This window comes from Dehalococcoidales bacterium, from assembly GCA_041656115.1.
Classification (GTDB): Bacteria; Chloroflexota; Dehalococcoidia; order Dehalococcoidales; family UBA5627; genus UBA5627.
The window spans coordinates 200,874-227,584 of sequence record JBBAED010000001.1 but is presented as its reverse complement, the minus strand read 5'-3'; the positions used below and the strand labels follow the sequence as shown (position 1 = coordinate 227,584).

At 45.5% G+C, this 26,711-nt stretch carries 26 protein-coding genes and 1 riboswitch; of the genes, 14 read left to right on the top strand and 12 right to left on the bottom strand.

Annotation, left to right across the window (positions count from 1 at the left end):
- The first annotated feature begins 153 nt into the window (after positions 1–153).
- Together WC958_01075 and WC958_01070 are read left to right on the top strand one after the other, a co-directional pair.
- Entirely contained in the window at positions 154–1,038 is an 885-nt protein-coding gene (locus WC958_01075; protein MFA5628847.1) for a carbon-nitrogen hydrolase family protein, read from the top strand.
- A gap of 123 nt (positions 1,039–1,161) precedes the next feature.
- Positions 1,162–2,439: a glutamate-5-semialdehyde dehydrogenase gene (locus tag WC958_01070; protein MFA5628846.1), complete on the top strand. Its 1,278-nt coding sequence runs from the start codon at positions 1,162–1,164 to the stop codon at positions 2,437–2,439.
- 116 nt (positions 2,440–2,555) lie between these two features.
- Here the strand turns inward: WC958_01070 and rph are convergent, their stop codons facing one another.
- Positions 2,556–3,290: a ribonuclease PH gene (rph, locus tag WC958_01065; GenBank protein MFA5628845.1), complete on the bottom strand. Its 735-nt coding sequence runs from the start codon at positions 3,288–3,290 to the stop codon at positions 2,556–2,558.
- A gap of 163 nt (positions 3,291–3,453) precedes the next feature.
- On the opposite strand from rph, the gene WC958_01060 reads away from it, so the two are divergent.
- Together WC958_01060 and WC958_01055 are read left to right on the top strand one after the other, a co-directional pair.
- Positions 3,454–4,131, top strand: coding sequence for a glycerol-3-phosphate acyltransferase (locus WC958_01060; GenBank protein MFA5628844.1), 678 nt, complete (start codon positions 3,454–3,456; stop codon positions 4,129–4,131).
- A 58-nt stretch (positions 4,132–4,189) separates the two neighbouring features.
- A complete protein-coding gene (locus WC958_01055; GenBank protein ID MFA5628843.1) occupies positions 4,190–4,459 on the top strand; it encodes a hypothetical protein in 270 nt (89 codons plus the stop codon).
- A gap of 28 nt (positions 4,460–4,487) precedes the next feature.
- Here WC958_01055 and WC958_01050 read toward each other — a convergent pair whose 3' ends face one another.
- On the bottom strand, positions 4,488–4,967 hold the full coding sequence (locus WC958_01050; GenBank protein ID MFA5628842.1) for a CinA family protein: 480 nt from the start codon (positions 4,965–4,967) through the stop codon (positions 4,488–4,490).
- A 149-nt stretch (positions 4,968–5,116) separates the two neighbouring features.
- Here WC958_01050 and WC958_01045 point away from each other — a divergent pair, with 149 nt between their 5' ends.
- Positions 5,117–5,446 carry a DUF167 domain-containing protein gene (locus tag WC958_01045; protein ID MFA5628841.1) on the top strand — a complete coding sequence of 110 codons (330 nt, stop codon included), beginning with the start codon at positions 5,117–5,119 and terminating at the stop codon, positions 5,444–5,446.
- 15 nt (positions 5,447–5,461) lie between these two features.
- Here the strand turns inward: WC958_01045 and WC958_01040 are convergent, their stop codons facing one another.
- The 9 genes from WC958_01040 to rsmG all read right to left on the bottom strand — a co-directional run bounded on the left by WC958_01040 (position 5,462) and on the right by rsmG (position 13,009).
- Complete coding sequence (locus tag WC958_01040; GenBank protein ID MFA5628840.1) at positions 5,462–5,695, bottom strand: hypothetical protein; 234 nt, start codon at positions 5,693–5,695, stop codon at positions 5,462–5,464.
- A gap of 210 nt (positions 5,696–5,905) precedes the next feature.
- Complete coding sequence (locus WC958_01035; protein ID MFA5628839.1) at positions 5,906–6,100, bottom strand: 4Fe-4S dicluster domain-containing protein; 195 nt, start codon at positions 6,098–6,100, stop codon at positions 5,906–5,908.
- Between the two features lie 74 nt (positions 6,101–6,174).
- Complete coding sequence (locus WC958_01030; protein MFA5628838.1) at positions 6,175–6,849, bottom strand: Crp/Fnr family transcriptional regulator; 675 nt, start codon at positions 6,847–6,849, stop codon at positions 6,175–6,177.
- A gap of 116 nt (positions 6,850–6,965) precedes the next feature.
- Positions 6,966–7,859 (bottom strand): ArsA family ATPase, encoded by an 894-nt coding sequence (locus tag WC958_01025; GenBank protein ID MFA5628837.1) that lies wholly within the window; start codon positions 7,857–7,859, stop codon positions 6,966–6,968.
- A gap of 97 nt (positions 7,860–7,956) precedes the next feature.
- On the bottom strand, positions 7,957–9,462 hold the full coding sequence (locus WC958_01020; GenBank protein ID MFA5628836.1) for a leucyl aminopeptidase: 1,506 nt from the start codon (positions 9,460–9,462) through the stop codon (positions 7,957–7,959).
- A gap of 27 nt (positions 9,463–9,489) precedes the next feature.
- Complete coding sequence (locus tag WC958_01015) at positions 9,490–10,047, bottom strand: ATP-binding protein (protein MFA5628835.1); 558 nt, start codon at positions 10,045–10,047, stop codon at positions 9,490–9,492.
- A 99-nt stretch (positions 10,048–10,146) separates the two neighbouring features.
- Positions 10,147–11,442, bottom strand: a complete 1,296-nt coding sequence (thiC, locus tag WC958_01010) for a phosphomethylpyrimidine synthase ThiC (GenBank protein ID MFA5628834.1) — start codon at positions 11,440–11,442, stop codon at positions 10,147–10,149.
- A 49-nt stretch (positions 11,443–11,491) separates the two neighbouring features.
- A riboswitch (TPP riboswitch) is annotated at positions 11,492–11,596 on the bottom strand.
- Between the two features lie 96 nt (positions 11,597–11,692).
- Positions 11,693–12,232 (bottom strand): DUF488 domain-containing protein, encoded by a 540-nt coding sequence (locus WC958_01005; protein ID MFA5628833.1) that lies wholly within the window; start codon positions 12,230–12,232, stop codon positions 11,693–11,695.
- 45 nt (positions 12,233–12,277) lie between these two features.
- Positions 12,278–13,009, bottom strand: a complete 732-nt coding sequence (gene rsmG, locus WC958_01000; protein ID MFA5628832.1) for a 16S rRNA (guanine(527)-N(7))-methyltransferase RsmG — start codon at positions 13,007–13,009, stop codon at positions 12,278–12,280.
- 235 nt (positions 13,010–13,244) lie between these two features.
- Here rsmG and pdxS point away from each other — a divergent pair, with 235 nt between their 5' ends.
- The 9 genes from pdxS (at position 13,245) to WC958_00955 (ending at position 26,085) form a co-directional block, all read left to right on the top strand.
- Positions 13,245–14,126, top strand: a complete 882-nt coding sequence (gene pdxS, locus WC958_00995; GenBank protein MFA5628831.1) for a pyridoxal 5'-phosphate synthase lyase subunit PdxS — start codon at positions 13,245–13,247, stop codon at positions 14,124–14,126.
- A gap of 45 nt (positions 14,127–14,171) precedes the next feature.
- The gene (gene purL / locus WC958_00990) at positions 14,172–17,024 is read left to right on the top strand and encodes a phosphoribosylformylglycinamidine synthase subunit PurL (GenBank protein ID MFA5628830.1); all 2,853 of its coding nucleotides are present in this window, start codon (positions 14,172–14,174) and stop codon (positions 17,022–17,024) included.
- Between the two features lie 8 nt (positions 17,025–17,032).
- Entirely contained in the window at positions 17,033–17,806 is a 774-nt protein-coding gene (locus tag WC958_00985; GenBank protein ID MFA5628829.1) for a phosphoribosylformylglycinamidine synthase subunit PurQ, read from the top strand.
- Positions 17,807–18,038: 232 nt separating this feature from the next.
- Positions 18,039–18,587 (top strand): bifunctional pyr operon transcriptional regulator/uracil phosphoribosyltransferase PyrR, encoded by a 549-nt coding sequence (gene pyrR / locus WC958_00980; GenBank protein MFA5628828.1) that lies wholly within the window; start codon positions 18,039–18,041, stop codon positions 18,585–18,587.
- A gap of 23 nt (positions 18,588–18,610) precedes the next feature.
- Positions 18,611–19,597, top strand: a complete 987-nt coding sequence (locus WC958_00975) for an aspartate carbamoyltransferase catalytic subunit (GenBank protein MFA5628827.1) — start codon at positions 18,611–18,613, stop codon at positions 19,595–19,597.
- Complete coding sequence (locus WC958_00970; GenBank protein ID MFA5628826.1) at positions 19,590–20,903, top strand: dihydroorotase; 1,314 nt, start codon at positions 19,590–19,592, stop codon at positions 20,901–20,903. Before WC958_00975 ends, WC958_00970 begins: the two co-directional genes overlap by 8 nt.
- 3 nt (positions 20,904–20,906) lie before the next feature.
- Entirely contained in the window at positions 20,907–21,995 is a 1,089-nt protein-coding gene (carA, locus tag WC958_00965) for a glutamine-hydrolyzing carbamoyl-phosphate synthase small subunit (GenBank protein ID MFA5628825.1), read from the top strand.
- Positions 21,996–22,032: 37 nt separating this feature from the next.
- The gene (carB, locus tag WC958_00960) at positions 22,033–25,272 is read left to right on the top strand and encodes a carbamoyl-phosphate synthase large subunit (protein ID MFA5628824.1); all 3,240 of its coding nucleotides are present in this window, start codon (positions 22,033–22,035) and stop codon (positions 25,270–25,272) included.
- 54 nt (positions 25,273–25,326) lie between these two features.
- Entirely contained in the window at positions 25,327–26,085 is a 759-nt protein-coding gene (locus tag WC958_00955; protein ID MFA5628823.1) for a dihydroorotate dehydrogenase electron transfer subunit, read from the top strand.
- A 268-nt stretch (positions 26,086–26,353) separates the two neighbouring features.
- Here WC958_00955 and WC958_00950 read toward each other — a convergent pair whose 3' ends face one another.
- Positions 26,354–26,536, bottom strand: a complete 183-nt coding sequence (locus tag WC958_00950; GenBank protein MFA5628822.1) for a hypothetical protein — start codon at positions 26,534–26,536, stop codon at positions 26,354–26,356.
- Positions 26,537–26,711: the final 175 nt, after the last annotated feature.

The window sequence follows — 26,711 nt, the reverse complement described above, 5'->3', positions numbered from 1 at the left end:
ATCCGAATGCCCTAAGCCGGATTGACGTCCTAAGACTGCAAATGCGAAACGAAAGTTTTAGTTTCAATAATTGTTAGATAGCCTTTAAAATCTGCTTTCTTATTGCTTCAGGGAAACTTTTCGGAACACGGGGTAAATGTGAGGGGTAAATTCATGAGAATTTTTGCGTTAGAGTTAAATAACGATATAAAAGGGATTGCCGAACGCAAAGAGTATATTGAATCCCTAATTTCAGGACTCCCGTCACCCGATATTATCTTACTGCCGGAAATGGCGATATGCAGCTATATGGCAAGTCAAGCAGCATGGCAGTATGCTGACGACTGTGGGAAAGATACCTCCGCTTGGGCAATCAAAATAGCAAAAAGGTATCGTTCATATGTAGGGGTCGGGTATATTGATTATGATAAGGGCGACTATTTTAATCGTTACCTGATTGCAGGTGAAGAACAAGTGTACGGGGTTGTTACCAAAAACGAGGGAGAGGCGGCGGTCTTTAAAAGAGGCCGCTTTGATAATACTATCGCAACGCCTTTTGGCAACGTAGCGGTTGCAATTTGCTACGACGCAAGACGCAGAAATTTCTATGAGAATATTAAAGATAAAAAAATCGCAATGATTGTATTCCCTCACGGTTCGCCTGCAAACCCCCAAAAAGATACCGAAGAGAGGATGACTAACGACTATCTCTGTAACACGTATGTCAACACGTTTGGCACCCCCGTAATATATGTCAACAGTACCGGAAAACTTGAATATATGCCCGGCATAATGGGTATGCTAATGAAAAAAGCCGGGTTCACCATGAACGGCAAATCCAAAATCTATGCAAATTGCGGTAACAGTATTGCCTCCGATATCAAACAGGCAATAGGCTTTGATACGAACATTTCCGAACAAAGCCGTAAAAAAGATATACACTTTTATGGGAACGACTTAATTAAAGGGAATTTCATTTTCCGAAATTGTGTGATGAAACCCGATATTATCGCCGGTATCAGAAGATATAACAAGGGCATTAACAAAAAGCGGATTTAAGATTTTGAAAAGCGCATCGAGTGCTGTTACCCGATAAAAACAGCATCATAATTTAATATTTCCATTTACTTAGATTGGCGGTTATAATAAAAGAGACTGTTATCTTTAAAGGGGGATAAGAGAATGGAGAAAGCCTACACTGAATTAGAAAATATTGCCAAGGCCGCTAAAACCGCTTCAAAACGCATGGCCTACGTTGGCACGCCGATAAAAAATCAAGCCTTAAAAAATATTGCCGCCGATTTACTCTCTAACAGTAACGCTATTTTGGCTGCAAATAAGATAGACTATTCTGAAGCCGAAGCATCAGGTATGAATACCGCCATGCTGGACCGCTTGCTGTTAACCGAGGAAAGGTTGCAAGGGATGGCCAAAGATGTTCTGACCGTTGCCGAACTTCCCGACCCTGTCGGTGAGATAATCGAAATGCGCACCATTGAAAACGGGTTGCAAATCGGTAAAAAACGCGTACCGCTGGGGGTTATCGGCGCTATTTACGAAAGCCGCCCCAACGTGACAATCGATATCGCCAGCCTGTGTATAAAATCCGGTAACGGCTGTATTTTAAGGGGCGGTAAGGAAACAATCAATTCCAATATTGCCCTGGCAAAGGTAATTCGCGGGGCCATAAAACGGGCGGGGCTCTCCGAAGAAGTGGTGCAGGTTGTTGAAAATACCGACCGCGCTCTGGTAGACCGTATGCTGAAAATGTCGAATTATATCGATATGATTGTTCCTCGCGGCGGTGCGGGTCTGATTAAATTTGTTAAGGAGAATGCCGCAATGCCGGTAGTTGCCGGCGGTATCGGTGTTTGCCATACCTATGTTGACGCATCGGCGGATATTGAAAAAGCAACCAAGATTGTTTATAACGCCAAGGTACAACGCCCCACCGTCTGTAATGCGCTTGATACGCTGCTGGTGCATCAGGATATCGCCGCAAAATACTTACCTTCGGTTGTTAGCGAACTTAACAAGGCTTCGGTGGAACTGCGCTGTGACGAAAAATCAACCGCCATACTGCAAAATTGCGGTTTAAACGTAAAATTAAACCCGGCTGCCGAAGAAGATTGGGGGAAGGAATTTTTAGCCCTTATTATCGCTATCAAGGTGGTCGGCTCTCTTAACGAAGCCCTTGACCATATTGATAAATACGGTTCCGGCCACTCCGAAGCGATTGTGACCGAGAATTACGATTCGGCGATGCGTTTCTTAAACGAAGTTGATGCCGCCTGCGTTTATGCCAATGCCAGCACCCGCTTTACCGACGGCAGCCAGTTCGGGATGGGAGCGGAACTGGGCATCAGTACCCAGAAAATGCATGCCAGAGGACCGCTCGGATTAAAAGAGCTGACTTCCTACAAATGGATAATTTTCGGCAACGGGCAAATTCGCGGATAGCTTATTTGGCAGCTATCCGATAAGAACGCTTTGACTTATCGATAGATTTAGACGAATTTATAAAAAAGGGACGGCGCAAAATGCCGTCCCTAAATTTTTTAACGAAACCTCTCGAATTAAAGCTTTCTGATTTGGTCGATTGTTTCCTGTTGGATTTTAAAAAGCTCGGTAATTCCATCCCCTGCCAGAGATAAAACCTCATCAAAAGTGGATTTAGAATACGGCTTGCCCTCTGCCGTACCTTGTACTTCAACAAATTCGCCGTTACCGGTCATTACGATATTAAAATCGGCTTGGGCTTTGCTGTCTTCATCGTAGCATAAGTCCAATAAAACATTATTGTTAACAATCCCGACGCTAACGGCGCCAACCGCGCATTTTAAGGGAATTGAGGAGATAATGCCCATATTGGCCAGTGTATTCATCGCCTGGTAGAGCGCCACGTAAGCACCCGTAATTGCAGCTGTTCGCGTGCCGCCGTCAGCCTGCAAAACATCGCAATCGACATAAAGGGATCTTTCACCAAGCTCCGACAGGTCTGCCACGCCGCGCAGTGAGCGCCCGATTAAGCGTTGTATCTCCTGGCTCCTGCCCGAAACCTTGCCTAACGATGAATCGCGCTGTGTTCTGGTGTTGGTGGAGCGCGGTAACATCGAATACTCTGCCGTTATCCAGCCCGTTCCGCTGCCTTTTAAAAAAACGGGAACCCTTTCTTCAACGCTAACGGCGCAAATTACTTTGGTTTTGCCCATCTCAATCAGAACCGAGCCTTCCGCAAAGCTCTGATATCCGAGGGTAATTCTGACCGGCCTCAGTTCATTGTAATTACGGCCGTCAATCCTTCTTATCATTAAACCCTTTTCCTCTCTGTTTTCTCTAAATTGAATTTGTAAGAGTATAACACCATACTTAAATATCGGCAATTAGGGCTGTTATCAAAAATCGAATTGCTATCAATTATAAACTTGCTGTACAATTCATCAATTTAAAACAACGTAAAAGGACGGTTATACTATGTTTACCGGTATTGCCATGGTAGTCGTTTCTTACTTTATCGGCGCATTCCCCCAGCTTTATCTTTTATGCAAACTCCATAAACTGGATACTAACGGAGACCTGCATATGAACCTCTGGCAGGGAGCCGGACCTTTATGGGGTATAGTGGGGGTACTGGCGGACGTTTTTAAAGGAATTGTAACCGTTTTAATTTGTTATGCCGTAGGGCTTGATTTATGGCTGGTTGTGACCTGCGGGCTGGTTGCCGTGGCCGGACAGATGTGGCCTGTTTTTTCCCGCTTCGACGGGGAAAAAGGAAATACCGTCGGGTTGGGAATGGCGGTAACACTAACATATTCGATAACTTTAATCGCTCTTATTCCCGCTTTTATCGGTATACTTTCAAAACTTGTCAGATTATTAAGGATAAAAGAACAAAGTACCCGCACCCGTTTTACGAAAGGAGCCGGAACATCCGATGCACTGCCGATTGGTGTGGCGTTATCTTTCTTAATATTACCTTTTATTGCCTATCTTTTAAACAAACCAACGGAAATCACAGCCGGATTTGCGGTTTTATTCCTAATAATTATGATTCGTCGGCTTACCCAAGGTTTAAGCGAAGATATTAAAGCCAAACGAAAGATAGGGCGGGTTTTATTAAACCGCCTACTGTTGGACCGCAGTGTGAAGTAAAGACCAGAGAAGACGGATATTATCTCGGGATTGGCTACCGAATAAACGACTGGAATAATTGCTTTCCAACGTGCCGCCGGTGGCACTTTACCTGCCGATACTGTTGCATTCGGGTGTGGGCACATACGGTTTAATGGTATTGGCTGCCGGAAGCACCATTGCCGGAAATTTTACAATATTAGGCGCCGCAAGCAATGTGATAATTATACAAAATGCGGAAAATAAAGGCGGCGTCAATATCCCGTTTGGGGAATTTGTAAGAATCGGTATACCGCTTACAATCGTTAACACGCTTGTTTATTGGATATACCTTAAGTTATTTATGTAAGCCATCCGCAAATCAGGGATTTTAGCACCTACCTGGCCCCCAGAAGATACTCTTTAAGCCATAACAGAACCGCTTCGGCAGCCGCTTTTCTGTTTTCGCTGCGATTCCCAATTAGGTTTAGCCTGCGGTTAAAGGTGCCTTTTTCGCAAGATAACCCGATATAAAAAAGGCCAACCGGCTTTTTATCGGTTGCCCCGCCGGGGCCGGCAATCCCCGTATCCGACAGGCAAATATCAACCCCCAGCACCCTTCTGCCGCCAAGCGCCATTTCCTCAGCAACACGAGGGCTAACCGCACCGAACTTATCAAGCGTTTCTTTATTGACTTTAACAAGGTTTATTTTGGCCTCGTTGCTGTAAGATATTATTGCTCCCTTAAAATAATCGGAACTGCCGGGAATTTCGGTAATTACAGATGCAATTAACCCGCCGGTTGCCGATTCAACACAACCTAAAGTAAGCTTATTATCTCGAAGTAATTTACCGATTTCATACGCCAATTCTTGCATTTTACCCTCAAAGTTGTTAAGTTATCTTGATACCGTTAGTATTATTTGTAACTGTCGGTATCAGCATATTCCAATTCCTTCTGATTGTAAACATATTATCGGCCTCTTTTCAAGAACAGATGTAAAATTAGCAGACGGGAGAACTGAAATTGGCAAAAAAACCGACCCGACAAATGCCGCTGGACTTACAGGAAACCGGCGAAACAAACGCTAAAATAGCGGTGCAAATTACCCCCGCGGCATCTAAAAATGAAATTGTCGGGATGCAAGACGATGTACTACGGATAAAAATAAACGCCCCGCCAACAAAAGGCAAGGCGAATAAAGAGCTGATAAACTACTTAAGCCGTCTGCTCGGTATCAGTAAAAGCAGCTTGGAGATTGTAAAAGGACACACCTCTAAGAACAAACTGATTGCGATTGACGGCTTAAGCAAGATTGCGGTTTTAGAAAAGCTCCTCTCGGGACCGAATCCTTAAGGGAGAAAGACTTTTTCAGCGCAGCGAATGGCAGGGCATTGTGTTATTGCCGCACTGTTCGCAGTGATAACACTGTTTACCGCCCTCGGTGGTAACGGCAACCATTTCACCGCACTTATCGCATAACACCTGTGTCAGATTCTGCATATAGCCACACTGCAAGCAGTGGTCAAACCACATATCTTCATCGATATCTATGTACATATCGCCCCCGCATTTGGGGCATTTTTTTGCTTTCCACATCACCATTTCAGGCCCCCCTTTTTCGTTGACTACGGGATTTGATTCAAGGTTTGCAACGATCTTTTTTATTTAACACCAACATTTTAACGCCGTATCAAAAAAATATATGTAACTTTAGTCGCAAAATAAAAACTTTTTTGAAAATACGAAAAAAAAGAGGGAATCAAACATGGGAACGAAGGGGAAACAATAAAAGGAAACGAAGGGAGGCCCTCGTTAGACAAAAACGATTTGGAACGGGCAGGATATCGCACCTTCAGGGCATACCGCTTCGCAGATACCGCACCAGTCACACTCAACCCCATCGACGGCAACAACAACCCTATCAATGACGGTAATGCCGTTCTCGCGGCACACCTCAACACACAAGCCGCAGCCGGTGCATTTTTCTTTATCTATTTCCGGTTTCATTAAAAACACTGCATCCTACCTCAAATATATCTGTATTGTATACCTATTATTTCCGTTTGTATGTGACATTTATCTCATGAATAGGTTTCCGCAACCCTTTTTAATGCGTCTCTGTCGTTAATAATAAGCCTGTGTTTGTCAAAACTGATAATTCCGTCATCTTCCATTGTTTTAAGCGAACGGCTAATAACTTCACGGGCGGTCCCTGCCATTGCCGCCATATCGCGTTGGGTCAGCCTGGCACCGCCGGCTTGCCCGTCCAGTATCGCATTTTCCAGTAATATCCCGGCTAATCGGCTGTTAACCCTCTTAAAAGAAAGCTCCTCAACCAGGTTAACCAGTTGGCGTGTTCTTTTAGCCAAGATATGGATAACGTTTGAGGCTACAAGCGGATATCTAGCCATTAACGAATCGATATCTCTTTTACTGATAGCATAAACCACAACCGGCATCATCGCCTGCGCGGTGGTGGTATTTAGGCCGCCGTTAAATAAAGGAACTTCGTTTAGCGTTTCTTCGGGATGCGCAATCGCCAGTATTTGTTCTTTACCATCAGGGGATGTTTTGAATATTTTGACCACGCCCGAAGCCAAAAAGATTAAAGACTCGGTGGCATCGCCTTCAAAAAAGAGGATATCATCTCGCCCATACCTCTTTTCGATAATCAGATTGACTATCGGATCAAGCTCATCGGCCTTTAGCCCGGCAAAAAACTCTGATGTTTGAATCAGTTCCGCTTTTGACTTCATAGTTTTATTGCTTAATTAATTTCGCATCTGCTGCCAGAGCACTATAATAGTAATTGATTTACCGTCTAAAAACAATATTACAGGCAGTGGGATAAGCACAAAAAGAACTCCCCCCTCTAAAAAAGGGCCTCTTGAACCTCTTTTAAGCGCTCGATTCCTTTAATTTCATAAGGGCGCATCGGCATTTCAATTATTTTTGTATCGGAAAACTTTGTGTGTATCAAATCAAGATATTGCCTTTGGTGAGCAGCTTTGGATTTTAAAAACTGCGATTCATCAGCCTTAATTACATTGTTGATTACCAACTGCCCTATCTTAAAACCGTTTTTATCCATTTCACTAAAAACGTTCTCCAGTTGCTCAAATGCCAGCGCCTCGGGAATTGTTACGATATTAAAACGGACTTCGGCGCGCAAGAAATCAAGGCAATCCTGAGACAGTTTTTGCCACCCTTTAATTATCTCCATAATTGAGCTTTTTTGTTTTTGACCAAACTTAAAATTGGAATAAATGCGCGGCGCCAGCCTTAAATGTTCAATTAACATCGACGGAGTATGTAAGAGCGCCAGCGTTTGCCCCAGCGGAGCGGTATCCCAGATTATGGATTCGTATTTACCGCTAAGTTTGAGTTCACGGATATAATCGACCATAAACTCATCGGCCAGCCCCGGTAACATTGAGGACATAAACTCTTTAAATGAATCGTAATCCAAAGATACGATTGATGAAAATACTTCGTAAACTTCCCTGCCGAATTTTTGATCCCACATTTCTTCGACTTCGGGTGTACCGATTTCATCGATAAAAAGCGAATCGGTGATTTGAGCCGGTTTTTCAGCATTTTTTACTTCAAAGATATGGGCAAGGGACGGCGCGGCATCGGTCGAAATAGCCAGTGTCTTTTTACCCAGCGATGCGTGATGCAACGCCGTTGCGGCGGTACAAGTCGTTTTACCGACCCCGCCTTTACCGGAAAACATATAAATACTGCCGCTGTTTTCTGTCATCATAAACCCTTTTTAATTTAAATCAGAACCCTAATTTCAGAGTAAAACCCCGGCTGACGGGGCTTTACTCACCGTTATAACTTAAGATCCAAAGATTTTTCTATTTAGCAGACATTTTTGCCGCCAGGTCAACCAGTGTTCTGACCGGCACACCGGTGCCGCCCTTAACGTTATATTTTTTTTTGGCATCCGTAAAAGCGGTTCCGGCAATATCCAAGTGCGCCCAAGGGGTGTCACCCACAAATTCGGAAAGGAACAGGGCTGCCGTAATTGTTCCGGCGCCTTTTGAGCCCGCGTTTTTAATATCGGCAACATCGCTTTTAATGTTCTCTCTGTAATCTTCAAAAAGCGGTAATTGCCAGATAGCCTCGCCGGTTGTAACGCCGGATTCGATAATTTTATCTACTAAAGATTGATTGTTCCCCATTACACCGGTACATTGCTTACCTAATGCGACAACACATGCCCCGGTCAGTGTCGCAACATCAACAATCGCTTTCGGTTTGGAATTATTAATATGCCCCAAGGCATCGGCTAATATCAAGCGTCCTTCGGCATCGGTCGAAATAATTTCAATCGTTTTACCGGTTAAAGCCTTAAGCACATCGCTCGGCCTGATTGCCGCACCGTCGGGCATATTCTCAACCGTGGGAACAACGGCAGTAACGTTGGTTTTTAATTTCAATTGGGCGATAGCGCTGATTGCCGCCAAAACGGAAGCCCCGCCCGACATATCGCTTTTCATCTCTTCCATTCCTGTAGCGGTTTTTAAAGAGATGCCGCCGGTATCAAAGGTAATGCCCTTACCGACTAAGGCTAAATCTATCTCGTTGGATTTCCTGCCCTTGTAATTAATAATTATCATTTTAGGGGGCTGGACGGATCCTAAAGCAACCCCCAGTAACGCCCCCATGCCGAGCTCTTGCATATCTTCACGTTCAAGAACGGTTATTTCCAAATTGTTATCCGCGGCAATCTTCCGGCCGATTTCAGCCATTACGGCAGGCGTTAAATAATTGGCAGGTTCATTTATCATGTCCCTTGCCATACAAACCGCATCGGCAATTATTTTCCCTTTGGCGCTGCCTTTTTTAATCTCGGAAACCAATTCGGCCTTAGGAGCCAGAAGGGTCAGCTTTTTAGCTTCGGTAAAATCGTTTTCTTTGGTAAAATACTTTCTAAAAGCATAAAGCCCCAAGACAGCGCCTTCAGTAACAACCTGAGCATAATCTTGAGCGGAAAATCTCCTGCCGCCGACTCTAAACTTGGTAAGCACGGTTATATCCGAAACCTTTTTTTGTCTTAGCGCACGACAACATTCCGCCAAAGCGGCACGCAAGTTATCCAGCTTGAAATCCTCTTTTTTACCAAGCCCCACCACCGCAACATATTTGGCTGGGATTCTGCCCAAAGAATTATAAATATTTATCTCACCGGCTTTGCCTTTAATTTCTTCGTTTTCAAGCGCTGTGCTGATAACCCTGCCAAGCTTTCTGTTTAAAATACCAAGCTCGTGCCCTAACGCTTTCCCACCTTCAAACATCCCCAGCACCACCGCACCGGTTTCTAGTTTGGTAATTTCACCGCTAATTATTTTAATATCCAATTTATTCCCCTTTCTGTATCATCTTCTTTAAGATTGTATTTCTGTATAATCAACGGACGTATCTACAGAATAATGCTTACGCTTGATTTTATCAAATGATTCTGCCATTTCCAGATATACGCCCCAATCGGCATCCGATCGGCTAACGGACATCTCTTTTCTTTTTTTCAACCTGTTTTGAACAATTCCCACAGGCGCATCGATTCGAACAATAACAAGTTTTGCTCTCGCTGAAGCGGCGATATCGTAAAAATGTCTCCTTTGTTTTTCAATTAAATTTGTGGCGTCGATAATCACGGAATGCCCCGTTTTTAATAATTTTTGAGAAAGAAAATGAATAGCGCTAAAAAGACGCGTGCTTTCCGACTGACTGTAATCCGGGATAGAAGTTAAAATCCGCCGCAAAGAATCACTTTCCAATATTACCGCCGGAACTCGTTTAATAAGTTTTTGAGCGAAATAGGTTTTCCCCGTTCCCGGCAGCCCGCAAAGAAGGACAAGTACGGGTTTTTCGACCGGCGGGGGCAAATTAGGCAGGGATGAAAAAAGCTTATCGGCATCGTCAAAATACTTCGGCTTATCCATAAGATAAATTATAAACGATTTATGCCCATTTTAGCTATCGGAAGGCAACAAAAAACCCGCTCACACCAATGAGCGGGTTCTCGGATTAGTTAAAAAAGGTTAGCATTTATGAATCGGCACGTCGAGGTATTTAGCCGTAAGCTCCATCGCGCAAAAATCCCCGCACATACTGCAAGCCTTACCGAATGTGGCGTGCTGGGCATGTACCTCTCTGTGGTGTTTGGGGTCAAGCGACAAGCGTGCTTGCTCTTCCCAATCAAGGTTTTTACGTGCCAGTGACATTTGTCTGTCCCATTCGATGGCGCCCTTAACACCCTTGGCGATATCACCGGCATGCGCCGCTATGCGCGAGGCAATAATACCCTGCCTTACGTCCTCGATATTGGGGAGCGACAAATGTTCGGCCGGTGTTACATAGCAAAGAAAATCCGTTCCGGCAGCGGCGGCAATTGCACCGCCGATTGCACCGGTAATATGGTCGTAACCGGCGGCTACATCGGTTACCAGCGGCCCTAAAACGTAAAAAGGAGCCCCCTCACAGATTGTTTTCTGTAATGTAATGTTAGCTTCAATTTGGTTAAGCGGTAAGTGCCCCGGCCCTTCCACCATTACCTGCACACCGGCATCGCGCGACCTTTTAACCAACTCGCCGAGAATAATCAATTCTTGCACTTGTGCCCGATCGGTGGCATCGCACAAACTACCGGGGCGCATACCGTCACCGAGGCTTAAAGTAACATCGTATTTCAAAGCAATTTCCAGTAACCTGTCAAAATGCTCGTAAAGCGGATTCTCTTTTTGGTTGTGAATCATCCAGCCCATCATAAAAGCGCCGCCGCGCGACACAATGTCGGTAACGCGCGTCTGTTTTTGCAGCCTTTCAACGGATTCGCGGGTAACACCGCAATGAACTGTAACAAAATCAATTCCGTCTTTGGCATGTTCTTCAATCACGTTAAATAATTCATCGGCGGTCATATTCACAATCGCACCGTGTTTTTTGGTTGCTTCCAACCCGGCCTGATAGACGGGAACGGTACCGATTGCAATTGTGCTTTTATTAACAATGGCGCGGCGAATTTCGTTGACATTCCCGCCTGTGGAAAGGTCCATTACCGCATCGGCCCCCGTTTCAATAACCATTGCCAGTTTTTTAAGTTCGCTTGCGATGTCGCCGTAGTCGGAAGAATTACCGATATTGGCATTGACCTTTGTTTTCAACCCCTTGCCGATACCGCAGGGGATAAGCGCCGTGTGGTTAATATTGGCGGGGATAACAATTGTGCCTTCGGCCACCCCTTGGCATATAAAATCCGCCTCTACCCCTTCGGCTTGGGCGACTGCCTCCATTTGTTTGGAAATAATTCCTTTTCTTGCCAGTTCAAGCTGTGTCATTTTTCTCCTTAAAACAATAAAACCAGAGCTGCGGAAACACCGGACTCTGGTTTCTTGATGTCCGCTTTCCTACGCTCGCATTACCGAGTTCAGGTAATTAGGGTTGCCCGATAATCTCAGGACTCTCAGCCGTATTGCTCCCCTAGCGGTCTTATTGTGACTGCATTTGTAAGGAAACTATAACACAGATATTTTCATTCCGCAATTTAACACACCGTATTCTTTCAAAGATAACCGAAAAATTGGATGACTATTCTTCATAGGCGGGGTAAGTTATCGTGTTACCGTTAACGCGAGCGAAAGAGGTAAGCTCATGCGGTTTGCGGGTCGTGTGGTTATAGATATGCTCAACGGGGATATCGCGTATAGTTAAGGCATCGGCGATAAGCGACCGATGGCAGCGCCAAGGAAGTGTTTCGGCACACATTAATACAATTATCTCTTTTTGCGAAAGTGTAATTAGTTCTTGCAAACTATCGGCAAATTCCGGTGTTTGCATATAATCGGCAAACCCGCGGAAACTGGTGTTGTGCCAGCCCATGTTGATTGAATCTTTGAGGGTATGGCGTAAGCCTCCCAACCCCGCCATATGTTGGTAAGCAATCCCCGCTTTTTTTAATGATTCGGGGAGGCTGTCGGCATTAAACTGGGGGTTATGCCTTGAGCGGGGGATTGTGCGTACGTCAACCACTTTTTGGATATTGTTTTCCGTAAGCAGGAGAATAAACTCCTCAATCGGCCTGGTGGAATGCCCAAGAGTAAAAACAGTCTTTTTTGTACCATTATCCATTTTAAACCTCTTGCAACCGATGACATTATATCAAAATGTTTTTAATTAACCCAGAGGCCTCTTTTGCGGAATGCCGTTACGGCGCGGATATTTTTCCGGTGTCGGTTTTATTTTATCGATAACAATCAAAAGGCGCTCATCGTTAATAGCGCTTAAATCAATTTTTTCAATATGGGGTAAGCCTCCGCCAAGGATTTCAATCGCTTTTAAAGATTGCTCCAATTCAAGGGTAATCTCTCCCTTTTTTTGTGCAATAAGAAAACCACCAACGGAACAAAAAGGCAGGGTCAGCTCCGCCAGCGCAGAAAGGTTGGCAACGGCACGCGATACGACAACATCAAACTTCTCGCGCAGCTTAAGGTTTTGCCCCATCTCTTCCGCCCGCGCGGTAACTACAAATGTATTATCTAAGCCAAGTTTATTAATGATATCGCTTAAAAACAACCCCTTTTTATTGGTCGATTCAAGAAGTGTCATTTCGAGATTGGGTAAGGCTATTTTTAAGGGAATTCCAGGGAAACCGGCGCCGCTCCCTACATCAATAACCCGAGCGTTCCGGGGTGCTTTTTTTGTTATCAAATTAACCAAAGTCAAAGAATCCAAGAAGTGTTTTTTTTGAACTTCTTCGATATCGATTACAGCCGTTAAATTGATGCGGCTGTTCCAGTCCAAGAGCTCACGATAGTAAATCGCAAACTGTTCCAGCTGCGCGGGATTAAGGGGAAACCCCATTTCCCGGGCACCGTCAATAAGTGTTTGCATCTTCGGTTCTGCCATCAAATAAGCCCTCCGCAAGCATTATAGCACTATTTATAACCGTTAACGGTATCGGGTCATTTTTAAGTCAGAAAAAGACCGATACCCCCGATGCGAGAGCCCTTTTTTTAAGTATTTTTTTTGAAAAAAGCGCATAAAAAATGAGGAATTACGAACGGACGGCAAGTCGTTTTGCTTGATATGACTAAGGTACTAAGGGTACAATAATCTATGCAATTATTAAAGGAGTTTTTTCATGGAATCCAACCCTTACAAAGTTAAATCCGGACTCGCCCAAATGCTTAAAGGCGGCGTTATTATGGATGTCGTTAATCCCGAACAAGCCAAAATCGCCGAAGCTGCAGGCGCTTGCTCTGTTATGGCCCTCGAAAGAGTGCCCGCCGATATCCGTGCCGCAGGCGGCGTCGCCCGCATGGCCGATATCTCCGTTATTGAAAATATTATGAAGGCCGTTTCTGTCCCCGTTATGGCTAAATGCCGTATCGGTCATTTTGTTGAAGCAAGAGTCTTAGAATCAATCGGCATTGACTTTATCGATGAATCCGAAGTACTAACCCCTGCCGATGAAACCACCCACGTCTGGAAGCACGATTTCAAGGTGCCTTTCGTTTGCGGTTGCCGCAATATCGGCGAAGCCTTAAGGCGTATTGCCGAGGGAGCCGCAATGATCCGTACCAAAGGCGAAGCCGGCACCGGTAATATCGTTGAAGCCGTGAGGCATATGCGAACGGTTACCGATAGCGTCAGAGAGCTTGCCAGCATGCCGCAAGAAAAATTGATTACCTTCGCCAAAGAAAACGGCGCTCCCTACGAACTGGTTAAATTAGTCCGCGATACCGGTAAACTACCCGTTGTTAACTTTGCCGCCGGAGGTGTTGCCACACCGGCCGATGCCGCCTTAATGATGCAGCTCGGCGCCGAGGGTGTCTTTGTCGGCTCAGGCATCTTTAAATCGGAAGACCCCGAAAAGAGGGCTAAAGCCATTGTTAAAGCGGTCGCCAACTATCAAAACTACGAAATTATTGCCGAGGTTAGCCGAAACTTGGGTGAGGCCATGCCCGGAATCGAAATTAAACAAATCCCTGAAGACCAAATGCTCTCATCAAGGGGATCGTAATCGCTTTAGTTATAAAAGAGTCAAATTATACAGAGGAGACAAATAATGCATAAAATAGAAGTCCGTATCAAAGAATCTTTCCCCGATTCCGTCGGACAAAGGTTAGCAAAAGATATTGCCGAATTGGGTGTAGGCAATGTTTCCGATGTACGTGTAGTTGATGTTTATCGGTTAAATGCCGCACTTGAAAAAGATGAAATTGAATTCATCTGCGCAAAACTGCTGGCAGACCCCGTTACACAAGATTACAGCTACGACTCCGCAATCAAAAAACCCGACACCGACGAATGGTATGCCGTAGAAGTTACCTATAACGCCGGCATTACCGACCCGGTCGAAGAAACCACTCTGAAAGCGATTCACGATATAGGAATCAAAAAGGTTAAGGCCGTTAAAACCTCCAAAAAATTCTTAATTAAAGGCGATCTCGGCCCCGAAGATACAGATTTAATTTGCAGCCGCCTGCTGGTTAACTCCGCTATCCAGCATGTCGTTAGCGATGGTTCAGTTGTTTTTTCGGAAAATGCCGATTATTGTTTTGAACTGAAGCATATCGAAATACTGGATAAAAACGATGAAGAACTGGCCAAGGTTGCTTGTAATTTTGGCTTTAATCTCCAGGAAATTGGGGTGATTAAGGAATACTACTCCACACTTGGACGCAACCCGACCGATGCCGAATTGGAAACGTTTGCTCAAACGTGGTCAGAGCACTGCTGCCACAAAACGTTTAAAGGCAAAATTAATTACAACGGGGAGATTGTCGATAATCTTTTTAAGGAAACAATTGCCAAAGCCACTAAAGAGCTCAATAAGCCCTGGTGTCTTTCGGTTTTTAAAGATAATGCAGGGGTAATCGAATTTAACGATGAATGGGCGCTCTGTTTTAAAGCCGAAACCCATAATCGCCCCTCGGCGATTGAGCCTTACAGCGGAGCGGCCACCGGAATCGGCGGAGTTGTACGTGATGTGCTCGGAACGGGTCTCTCCGCCAAACCGATTTTTAATACCGACATTTTTTGTGTCGGGAACCCGGATATGCCCTACGAAGAATTACCGGAAGGCGTTTTACACCCGCGCTACGTACTGAAGAGGGCGCATGCCGGTGCTGCCGATTACGGCGGTAAATTGGGAATCCCAACCGGTAACGGAACTTTTTGTTTCGATAAGCGCTATACCGCCAACCCACTTATTTTTTGCGGCTCAATCGGCTTAATGCCCAAAAAGTATTCGCAAATGGGTCAACAAAAAACAGGGGATTTAATTGTAATTACCGGCGGCAGAACCGGCCGTGACGGCGTTCGCGGCGTTTCCTTTGCCTCCGAACAACTAAGTAAAGACCCCGGCGGGGCCACCTTTAGCTCCATCCCCTTCGGAAACCCTATCGTTGAAAAAAACTTAATTGATGCCGTTTTGCAAGCCAGAGATAAAGAATTGTTTGTTCGGATAACCGATTGCGGCGGCGGCGGCCTTTCTTCGGCTGTCGGAGAAATGGGCGCTGAAACCGGCGCCAAGGTTTATTTAGATAAGGTACCCTTGAAATATAAAGGGCTCTCCTATTGGGAAATCTGGATATCCGAATCACAGGAACGGATGATTATGGCGGTTCCGCCTGATAAAGTCGATGAACTCTTGGCTCTCTTTGCCTCCGAAAATACCGAAGCTGCGGTAATAGGTGAGTTTACGGATAATCAGAAGATTCAACTCTTTTTTGATGGCAATCAGGTTTGCGACCTCGATATGGAATTCTTGCATAACGGACGCCCTCAGCTTGAATCAAGGGCATTATGGTACAAAGCAAGCTGTATCGAGCCCAAAGATATCTGCCCCGATATTACGGAATCACTGTTAACGATTCTCGGCTCCTGGAACGTTTGCAGCAAGGAGTCGTTTATCCGTCAGTACGATCATGAAGTGCTGGGAATGAGCGTTTTAAAACCCTTAGTCGGCAAAAATAACGACGGCCCCGGTGATGCCGCGATTATAAAACCGCTCTCTGACTCCGATAAGGGTGTTATCGTCTCAAACGGAATCAATTTCAAATACGGTGATATTGACCCCTACTGGATGGCGGCTTCGGTAATTGATGAAGCCTTAAGGCAAATTGTTGCCGTCGGCGGTAACCTTGAAAGGGTCGCAATATTAGATAACTTCTGCTGGGGGAATACCAACAACCCCTCGAAATTGGGGTCTTTGGTGCGTGCCTGCCAGGCTTGTTACGATATGGCAATCTCTTTTGGTACACCCTTTATTTCAGGTAAAGACAGTTTGCACAATGAATTCCAATACCGCGGAGTTACAACCGCCATCCCCGATACGCTTTTAATATCGGCGATGGGAATTATGCAAGATGTTAATAAGGCCATCAGTATGAACCTTAAAGCAGCCGGTAATTATATTTATATTATCGGAGATACCTACAGAGAGCTGGGCGGCTCCGAATACTACAAGACCATCGGATTCTTGGGGAATGACGTACCCATTGTGGATGCCCAAAAATCCAAAAACATAATGGATAACCTCAGTAAAGCCACCGCCAAATCCTTGGTTCAGGCCTGCCATGACCTTAGCGAAGGCGGCTTGGGGGTTGCGATTGCCGAAATGGCGTTTGCCGGAGGTTTAGGCGCCACCGTAAAACTTGCAAATGTTCCGCTGGGAGAAGAAATTACTCGCGACGATTATATTTTGTTCTCCGAATCCAACAGCCGCTTTTTGGCGGAAGTTGCCCCGTGTGATGCTGCGGAGTTTGAGAAAACACTGGGAGATGCACCTTTTGCCCGTATCGGCGAAGTTACCGCCGTTAGTACCTTAGAAATAATCGGGCTCAATAATGATGTAATTTCAAAAGTCGAGATAGAAAATTTAAAGGAAGCCTGGCAAAAACCGCTGGGATGGTAAATGTTTAAATGAGTATTATAAAAACACTGATATTAAGGGCACCGGGCACGGCAAGCGAAGCGGAAACCGCTGTTGCTTTTGAAAAAGCGGGGGCGAGTGTTTCGATTGTACATATCGACGAACTTAAACAAAAAGCCAAATTATTAAAAGATTACCGGATTTTGGTACTGCCGGGCGGTTTAACCTACGGCGACGACCTTGGTTCGGGTAAAGTGATTGCCGGCGAAATAAGTACCGCGCTTAACGATGAGATAAAAACCTTTATTGAAGACGGAGGGTTAATCCTCGGTATCTCAAACGGCTTTGCGGCGCTTGTTAAAAGCGGCCTGCTGCCTGATCCGGCCATGTTCGGTAAACAGCCTAAAGCCACCCTAACATACAACGCTTCCGGTAAATTCGAATGCCGCTGGGTAAACTTAAAAGTTAACCCCGAAAGCAGTTGTGTTTTTACGAAAGGAATCGAAAAGATGTATCTGCCGGTTGCTTGCAGCGAGGGCAGATTTATGACCGATACCGGGGAGTTGGCATCTATTGATGTTCCCTTGTATTATGCGGATGAGTGCGGCATATCAACTATGCAATATCCCGATAACCCCACCGGCTCTTTAAACGGAATCGCCGGAATTTGTGATAAGAGCGGGCGTATTTTGGGGCTTATCCCCAACCCCGAACGATTCATCTCCGCCAAACAACACCCAAGATGGACAACAGAAAACCTGGCTGACGAGGGAGACGGGTTTAAAATCTTTCAAAATGCCGTAAACTGGGTCAAACAGCTCTAATTTCTTGTTTGTTTTATCAGATGCTTGTGTTTTGTTCCCGAATTTAGGGCAAAAAAAGTTTTTAAATATTTTTGTTTAAGCAAAAAATTGATTGCAATGGCAACATTGGTAGTGTTATAATTATCTCCAGTTAAATAACACCTTTAATGCTAGTCCAGAGAGGCTGGCAAGGGGAATGTGGAAATACGCGAGTTCACCTCTTGCCGGCAAAATAACGGTAAGAGGTTTTTTTATGACCAGAAAAATTATAATGAATGAGGCCGATATCAAACGCACATTGGCCCGTATCTCTCACGAAATAATCGAACGTAACAAATCCACCAAAAACATTGTTTTAATCGGAATGCGCACACGCGGTGTTCCTCTTGCCAAGCGATTGGCTGCCAATATTGAACTGTTTGAAAACGCAAGTATTCCGGTCGGTGTTCTTGATTTCAGCCTCTACCGCGATGATATCTCTTCTCAGAATGTTCCGCCGATAGTCCAAAGCACCGATATCCCCACCGGAATCGACGGTAAAATTATTGTTTTAGTTGATGATGTTTTATACACCGGCCGCAGTGTTCGCGCGGCGCTGGATGCCATTATCGACTTCGGAAGACCGCTGTCAATACAACTGGCGGTTCTGGTTGACCGCGGGCACAGAGAACTGCCGATACGTGCCGATTATGTCGGTAAAAATATCCCCAGCGCCCGTAACGAAGAGATTCAAGTTTATCTTACGGAAACAGACAATGTCGATGAAGTCGCCATTATTCCCGAACCCGGGAGGGAGGATTAGCCATGGAGGTATCGCAAACAACAATGGAACCGAAGCTAAAAACCGACAGCGCACCGCCCGAGCAGAAAATATGGCAGCATAAACATATCCTCGATCTTGATGATTTTACAACGGCGGAAATCGAACTTGTAATGCAAACAACAAAGGCGATGCATGAGATATTATCGAGGCCGATTAAAAAAGTCCCGACGTTACGCGGTAAAACAGTGGTTACATTGTTTTACGAAGCAAGTACACGCACGCGCTCGTCGTTTGAACTGGGCGCCAAGAATTTAAGCGCCGATATCAGTAATCTAACGGTATCCTCAAGCAGCGTAACCAAAGGCGAGAGCTTAATTGATACCTTAGAAACGATTGAAGCGCTGGGAGCCGATATTATTGTTATCCGCCATCCTCATTCCGGAGCGCCTGATTTGGCATCCAAACACGTCAAAGCCAGTATTATCAACGCCGGTGACGGTTGGCACGCCCACCCGACACAGGCTTTGCTTGATTTGTACACAATGCTGCAGCACAAAAACAGCATTAAAGGATTAAAGGTAGCAATTATCGGAGATATTATTCACAGCCGCGTTGCTCATTCCAATATTTGGGGGCTAACAAAAATGGGGGCGGATGTAACTGTCTGTGCCCCGTCAACGCTGTTACCCAAAGGAATCGAAAATCCGCAACCGCATTTCCCGAAAGTTAAAGTAACAACGAATATCGACGACGCAATCCGAGGCGCCGATGTTGTAATGGGTTTGCGGTTACAGTTGGAAAGGCAGCAAAACGGACTAATTCCCAGTATCCGCGAATACGCCGCACTGTATCGGATTACGGAAGAACGACTGGCAAATGCCGCCAAAGATGTAATTGTAATGCATCCGGGGCCCGTAAACGAAGATATCGAAATCGCATCATCCGTTGTTCACGGCAGTCGTTCGGTAATCAACGAGCAGGTTACCAACGGAGTGGCTGTGCGAATGGCTCTATTTTACTTGCTGACAGGAGGTAACCGCGATGAATAAAGCAATGTTAATTAAAGGCGGGCGGATTATTGACCCTTCGCAAAAATTGGATATTATCGGCGATTTACTGATTGTTGACGGTAAAATAAAAGAAATCGCCCCCGCCGTTCAAAATATTCCGGAAGACTGTGGTTCTTTGGACGCGAAAGGAATGATTGTTTGTCCCGGGTTTATTGATTTTCATTGCCATTTAAGGCAACCCGGTTTTGAAGAAAAAGAAACAATCTCAACAGGCAGTAAAGCGGCCGCTAAGGGCGGTTTTACAACTATCTGTTGTATGCCCAATACCAATCCGGCAATTGATAACAAAGCCACAGTCGATTTTATAAAGGCGACTGCCGCAGCCGACTCTTGCATTCGAGTCCTGCCGATAGGATGTATCACCAGGGGCCGCAACGGTAAGGAGCTGGCCGATATGGGAGAAATGGTTGAGGCCGGAATAGTCGCGGTAAGCGATGACGGTTCAACGATTGCAAATTCACGCATTATGAAACAGGCGCTTGAATACAGCCTGATATTTAATATTCCGATCTGCGACCACTGTGAAGATATTGACCTTTTCGAAGGGGGGCAGATTAACGAAGGCATTATGGCAACAAGGCTCGGATTAAAAGGAATCCCGAATGCCGCCGAAGAAAATATTGTTGCCAGGGATATTGCCTTAGCCAAACTTACCGGTGCCGGAGTGCATATCTGTCATATCAGCACGGAAGGTGCGGTTGACCTTGTTCGCAGCGCTAAAAAGGACGGGGTTAAAATTAGCGCTGAGGTGACCCCGCACCATCTTACAATGACCGAAGAGGCAGTGCTCGGATTCGACACCAATGCCAAAGTCAACCCGCCGCTGCGCTCGCAAAAAGATGTCGAAGCCTTAATTTTGGGGCTAAAGGACGGCACGATCGATATGATTGCCACCGACCATGCTCCGCACACCGATAACGAAAAGCTACGCGAATTTGCAACCGCCCCGTTCGGTATCAGCGGATTTGAAACCGCCTTGGGAAGCCTAATGAAACTGGTGCATAACGGTGATATTGATATTAACCTAATGATATCCAAATTAACCGAAGCGCCGGCCCAAATTATCGGAAACAATTTCGGAAAATTGGGAACGCTGACGCAAGGCGAAACAGCCGATATTACGATATTTGATCCGAATAAAGAGTGGACGGTTAATGTAAATGAATTCTCTTCCAAGGGGAAGAATAACCCCTTAAACGGGCAAAAGCTAAAGGGTAAGGTTAAAGCAACCGTTTTTGGCGGTGAAATAGTTTATAAAGATAACTCGATGGAACCGGGAGCCTAAAATATGAATAAAAAAGCGATTCTGATACTTGAAAACGGTTCAATTTTTGAAGGCTACTCCTTTGGGGCCGACAAAGAAGCATACGGCGAAGTGATTTTTAACACCGGCATGGCGGGTTATCAGGAGATGTTAACCGACCCTTCCTATGCCGGGCAAATCATAATGCCGACTTACCCGATGATCGGTAATTACGGCATTAACGAAGCCGATTTCGAATCCGAACGCATTCAAGCCGGCGGGTTGATTGTTAGGGAGGAATGTGCGGAACCCAGCCATTACCAAAGCAAACTAACCCTCGCCGAATACCTTATTGAAAACGGAACGCCCGCAATCGGAGGCGTTGATACAAGGGCAATTACAAGACAAATTCGTTCATACGGGGCAATGCGCGGTATTATTACAACAAAGCTAACCCCGCAACAGGCTTTGGGAGAAATAATGTTAAAACCCAAATATGCCGACTCTGTTTTTGTAAAACAAGTGTCATCCCCTACCGTTTACGATTGGCCGTCAATAAAATGCGCCACAAATAAATATTCCGTTGCCGTGCTTGATTGCGGCATTAAATTCAGTTTATTAAATAAACTTAGCGAAATGGATTGTTCCTTAAAAATATTTCCCTGCGACACACCGGCAGATGAAATACTAAGAACAAACCCGGATGGGATCCTGCTTTCGCCGGGCCCCGGAAACCCCGAACTTTTGGATGATATTGTCGAAAACATAAAAATATTGGCTCAAAATAAACCTCTAATGGGTATTTGCCTCGGTAACCTTTTAATCGGCAGGGCTTTTGGCGCCCAAACATACAAAATGGGGTTTGGGCATCACGGCAATAACCAGCCGGTTAAAGAACTTGAAAGCGGCAGGGTGCATATTACGTGCCAAAACCACGGATTTGCGCTGGATTCTGACACCGTAACCAACGGGCTTGAGGTCAGTTTTATTAACCTTAACGACGGATCGGTTGAAGGCGTAAGGCATACCGAGTTACCGGTTTTCGGTGTCCAGTATTATGCGGAGGCATCTCCCGACCCGTTGGATATGAATTATCTGTTTAAAAAGTTTTTAGCGTTAATTGATAAGCGGTAAATTACAAAACAAGATTGTTAAAAGAGGAGTAAAAACCTTGTCTAAACCTAAAAAAGTATTGATTATCGGCTCTGGGCCTATTGTTATCGGGCAAGCGGCGGAGTTTGACTATGCCGGAGCACAGGCATGCAAAGCGATGCGTGAAGAAGGCATTATCTCCGTACTTGTAAACTCCAACCCGGCAACTATTATGACCGATGAAGATATCGCCGATATCGTCTATATTGAACCGCTTACGGTTGAAGTTATTACCCGAATTATCGAAAAAGAACGTCCGGACGGGCTGCTGCCGACCCTCGGCGGGCAAACCGGGCTTAATTTGGCGGTTGCTCTGGCGGATGCCGGTGTTTTAGAAAAATACAACGTTACCTCTTTGGGAACCCCGATAGAATCTATCCGCAAAGGCGAAGACCGGGAGCTTTTTAAGGAAATGCTGGAAGAAATCGGCGAACCTGTTCCGCCAAGCGCCAGTGTCAATAACATTCGCGAAGCCCGTGAGTTTGCCAATAATTTAGGGCTGCCGATAATTATTCGTCCTGCTTATACCCTTGGCGGTACGGGGGGCGGTTTTGTTAACAATTGGAGCGATTTTAACGAGGTTGTAACAACAGGGCTAAATGCCAGCCCGGTTCATCAGGTGCTTTTGGAAAAATCTTTGGTCGGTTGGAAAGAAATCGAATACGAAGTAATGAGAGATGGTGCCGATAACTGCATAACCGTTTGTAACATGGAAAATATCGACCCAATGGGTGTCCATACCGGCGACAGTATCGTTGTCGCCCCCACGCAAACCCTAAATGCTAAACAAGTGCAAATATTAAGAACCGCCAGCTTTAAAATTATCCGCGCTTTGGGGATTGAAGGCGGTTGTAATGTGCAATTCTCGCTCGACCCGCAAAGTAATCAATATTATGTAATCGAGGTAAACCCGCGCGTAAGCCGCAGTTCGGCACTCGCCAGTAAAGCCACCGGCTACCCGATTGCCCGCATCGCCTCAAAGATTGCCATCGGTAAAAAGCTTGATGAAATTTCGAACATGATAACAGGGAAGACTTTGGCTTCCTCCGAACCGACAATTGATTATATCGTTGCCAAAATACCGCGCTGGCCGTTTGATAAATTTGATTCCGGAGACAGGGTTATCGGCACTCAGATGAAAGCGACCGGTGAAGTTATGGCGATTGACAGGTGCTTTGAGGCTGCAATCCAAAAAGCCGTTCGCTCGCTGGAATTCGGGAAACGTTCACTGCTTTGGGAAGACCCCAAGTGGGAGCTTAGCGATGATATAAAATCATACCCGCTTTATCCCAATGATCTCAGGTTATGGGCGGTAATGGCTGCGCTGCGGCGCGGTAAAGCGGTTGAAGAAATCGCCGCACAAACCGGCTACGATTTATGGTTTTTGAATAAATTTAAGAATATTGTCAATATGGAAAAGCGCCTTTTATCGGAACCTCTGACGCCGGAGCTTTTATTACAAGCCAAAAGGCTCGGCTTCTCCGATATTCAAATCGGAACTTTGGCGGATAGGTTGCCGGAACAGGTGCGGCAACAGCGGCACGATTGGGAACTGGCCCCTGTTTATAAAATGGTTGATACCTGTGCGGCGGAATTTAATGCCACGACCCCCTATTTTTACAGCACCTACGAAAAAGAAAACGAATCGATTACCGAAAACCGCAATAAGGCGATTGTTATCGGCAGCGGACCGATTCGCATCGGCCAAGGGATTGAATTCGATTATTGCAGCGTGCATTCGGCATGGGCGTTACAAAAAGCAGGCTACCAAAGCATTATGATTAACTCAAACCCCGAAACGGTGTCTACCGATTTCGATACCAGCGACAAGTTGTATTTTGAAGCGCTTGACGAAGAAAGCGTAAGAGATATTATCGAAAATGAGAGTTATTATTCGGATGACGATTCCGTAATCTCGGAACCGCATTCGGTTTTGCAGTTTGGCGGGCAAACAGCAATCAATCTGGCAACACCGCTGACACGGGCGGGGCTTTCGATTATCGGGTCGGATTCGGAAACAATTGACCTCGCCGAAGACCGCAAACGTTTTGAGCGGTTGTTAAACGAGCTTGGGATTCCGCAAGCGCCGGGGGCAACCGTAACAACCGTTGAAGAGGCGATTAATGTCGCCGAGATTATCGGCTATCCGGTACTGGTAAGGCCAAGTTACGTACTGGGCGGCAGGGCGATGGAAATAGTCCACAATGTTAATGAGCTTGCCCGTTATGCAAAACTGGCAGCCGACCTTGATACCGGGCATCCGATACTAATCGATAAATATCTGCTCGGTAAAGAGGTTGAAATAGATGCCGTTTGCGACGGAGAGAGTGTCTTTATTCCGGGGATTATGGAGCATATCGAAAGAGCCGGTGTTCACAGCGGCGATTCAATGGCAATTTATCCCGCAATCAAATTAACTAAAACAGAGGCCGATACTATTGTTGATTACTCGGTACGCATCGGGCTTGCTCTTAAAATAAAGGGATTAATGAATATCCAGTTTGACGTTGTAAGGGAAAATAACGGCAAATCAAAGATATACGTGCTTGAAGTTAACCCGCGTGCCAGCCGTACCGTACCTTTTATATCCAAAGTAACCGGCATACCGGTAGTGGATGTCGCAACACGAGTTATCCTTGGGGAAACCCTCAAAGAACAGGGCTACCAAACGGGATTATTCCCCAATAAAAAGTTGGTTGCCATTAAAGCGCCGGTGTTTTCAATGTCGAAACTGTTCGGTGTCGATACATACCTGGGCCCCGAAATGAAATCAACCGGCGAGGTAATGGGGATTGATACCACCTTTAACGGGGCGCTGGTAAAGGCGCTTTTGGCCGCAGGTTCAATGCTTCCCGAAAAGGGCAGTATGCTATTTAGTATTGCGGACAGGGATAAGGCCGAAGCGCTGCCGATTATTAAGAGTTTCCACGACGCCGGTTTTAAATTATACGCTACGGAAGGGACATCCGAACTCTTACAAAACGCCGGTTTATCCGTATCGATGATTACCAAAAAACTGAACGAAGGACACCCTAACGTACTGGATATTATCCGCGACGGTGTTGTTGACGGCGTTATTAATACCATCACCGGAGGCAGGGTTTCATTGCGAGACGGGTTCCATATTCGCCGTGCCGCCGCCGAAAGACGTATCCCCTGCTTTACTTCCCTTGATACCGCCAAAGCGGTTGCCGAAGTAATCACTAACAGCGAACATAATTACGATGTGTTATCGATGGCGGAATATCGTAACCGTTAAATATCGATATGGAGGCATAAAATAAACAGTAAAAAATTAGTAAACACCGTACATTTGAACTGTAAAATCATCTCCAATGATGAGGTAATGCCGAGCGTGTCTTTAATGTGGTTGGAAGCGCCTGAAATTGCCGCTTCCGCCAAACCCGGGCAGTTTGTGATGTTACAATGCGGCGGTGACACACTGCTGCGCAGACCGATTAGTATTCACCGCGTTAAAGATAGCCGAATTGCCGTTTTATATGCAAATTTAGGGCGCGGCACAGATTGGCTTTCAAAACAGAAAGCGTCGGCCTCAATCAGCGTTTTAGGGCCTCTGGGTAACGGTTATACCATTGATGAGGGTTCTCAAAACCTGTTACTGATTGCCGGCGGGATGGGGATTGCCCCGATGCCGTTTCTTGCCGAAACAGCCCTCGCTCAAAATAAAAATGTTGCGCTGCTTATCGGGGCGCGCAGTAATGAAATATTATTGCCCCAAAATTTGCTTCCCGCCGATGTGGAGTGCATTATTGCAACAGATGACGGTTCGGTTGGCATATGCGGCAGAACTACCGATGTTTTACCGGATTGTTTGGGGGATATTGATTCTGTTTTTGCATGCGGACCCGCTCCGATGTACCGCACAATGAATTCAAGCGGACTGCTAAAAGGCAGGCCTTGCCAGGTTTCTTTGGAAATACGAATGGCATGCGGTGTCGGTGTTTGTTACGGCTGTACGATTAAAACAACGCGCGGTTTAAAACAGGTATGCGACGACGGCCCCGTTTTTGAATTTAGCGATATTTTATGGGATGAGCTGGCAGATATTTAGAGAAGCCCTCCGTAAAACAGATAAGCTCTTTGATTGCAACGAATGAGTCGGTTTGGCATAAAAAATTAAAACGGTAACAACCGCCCGCCGCCAAAACAATAAATCACATTTTGTCGTTTTACAAAAACGTCCGCGCACAAAACACCCGAACCAAGAGTAAAACAGGGTATTAAAAAGAAAAGCACGCCTCCGGCCGGTTGGCCGGATTTTGTTTCTTATTTTGCGTTGGGGATCTTTATTTTTAAGCCGAACGGCTTTCGCCGAAAACTTAACCGACAGCTTGTTCGGCAGATTCGGCGAAATCTTCCAAATTAATCAGGGATTGCAATTCCCGTGACAGGACTTCATATCCGCACAAGAAGCAATGCTCCGAGATAATTCCTTCATCATTTTCAAGATAGAGACTTTTACTGCCGCATTTGGGGCAATAATTAGCTTTGTTTTTACACATGTGACTACTATTCTTCCTACATTCAAATATTTTTTACAAAGAGACATTTTACTACAAGTTAAAATTTTTGCCAAATCTACGCATAAACGTCTTTTTTGAATATGAAAATTCCCATAAAACAGGCGATTTGAGATAAAAAAGAGTTGCGAGGTTTAAAGCAGACTGTCTAAAAAAC

Bases quoted from the DNA above. Each gene is read 5' to 3' on its own strand.
- WC958_01075 (MFA5628847.1), top strand. From the start codon at position 154: ATGAGAATTTTTGCGTTAGAGTTAAATAACGATATAAAAGGGATTGCC.
- WC958_01070 (MFA5628846.1), top strand. From the start codon at position 1,162: ATGGAGAAAGCCTACACTGAATTAGAAAATATTGCCAAGGCCGCTAAA.
- rph (MFA5628845.1), bottom strand. From the start codon at position 3,290: ATGATAAGAAGGATTGACGGCCGTAATTACAATGAACTGAGGCCGGTC.
- WC958_01060 (MFA5628844.1), top strand. From the start codon at position 3,454: ATGTTTACCGGTATTGCCATGGTAGTCGTTTCTTACTTTATCGGCGCA.
- WC958_01050 (MFA5628842.1), bottom strand. From the start codon at position 4,967: ATGCAAGAATTGGCGTATGAAATCGGTAAATTACTTCGAGATAATAAG.
- WC958_01040 (MFA5628840.1), bottom strand. From the start codon at position 5,695: ATGGTGATGTGGAAAGCAAAAAAATGCCCCAAATGCGGGGGCGATATG.
- WC958_01035 (MFA5628839.1), bottom strand. From the start codon at position 6,100: ATGAAACCGGAAATAGATAAAGAAAAATGCACCGGCTGCGGCTTGTGT.
- WC958_01030 (MFA5628838.1), bottom strand. From the start codon at position 6,849: ATGAAGTCAAAAGCGGAACTGATTCAAACATCAGAGTTTTTTGCCGGG.
- WC958_01025 (MFA5628837.1), bottom strand. From the start codon at position 7,859: ATGATGACAGAAAACAGCGGCAGTATTTATATGTTTTCCGGTAAAGGC.
- WC958_01015 (MFA5628835.1), bottom strand. From the start codon at position 10,047: ATGGATAAGCCGAAGTATTTTGACGATGCCGATAAGCTTTTTTCATCC.
- thiC (MFA5628834.1), bottom strand. From the start codon at position 11,442: ATGACACAGCTTGAACTGGCAAGAAAAGGAATTATTTCCAAACAAATG.
- WC958_01005 (MFA5628833.1), bottom strand. From the start codon at position 12,232: ATGGATAATGGTACAAAAAAGACTGTTTTTACTCTTGGGCATTCCACC.
- rsmG (MFA5628832.1), bottom strand. From the start codon at position 13,009: ATGGCAGAACCGAAGATGCAAACACTTATTGACGGTGCCCGGGAAATG.
- pdxS (MFA5628831.1), top strand. From the start codon at position 13,245: ATGGAATCCAACCCTTACAAAGTTAAATCCGGACTCGCCCAAATGCTT.
- purL (MFA5628830.1), top strand. From the start codon at position 14,172: ATGCATAAAATAGAAGTCCGTATCAAAGAATCTTTCCCCGATTCCGTC.
- WC958_00985 (MFA5628829.1), top strand. From the start codon at position 17,033: ATGAGTATTATAAAAACACTGATATTAAGGGCACCGGGCACGGCAAGC.
- pyrR (MFA5628828.1), top strand. From the start codon at position 18,039: ATGACCAGAAAAATTATAATGAATGAGGCCGATATCAAACGCACATTG.
- WC958_00975 (MFA5628827.1), top strand. From the start codon at position 18,611: ATGGAACCGAAGCTAAAAACCGACAGCGCACCGCCCGAGCAGAAAATA.
- WC958_00970 (MFA5628826.1), top strand. From the start codon at position 19,590: ATGAATAAAGCAATGTTAATTAAAGGCGGGCGGATTATTGACCCTTCG.
- carA (MFA5628825.1), top strand. From the start codon at position 20,907: ATGAATAAAAAAGCGATTCTGATACTTGAAAACGGTTCAATTTTTGAA.
- WC958_00950 (MFA5628822.1), bottom strand. From the start codon at position 26,536: ATGTGTAAAAACAAAGCTAATTATTGCCCCAAATGCGGCAGTAAAAGT.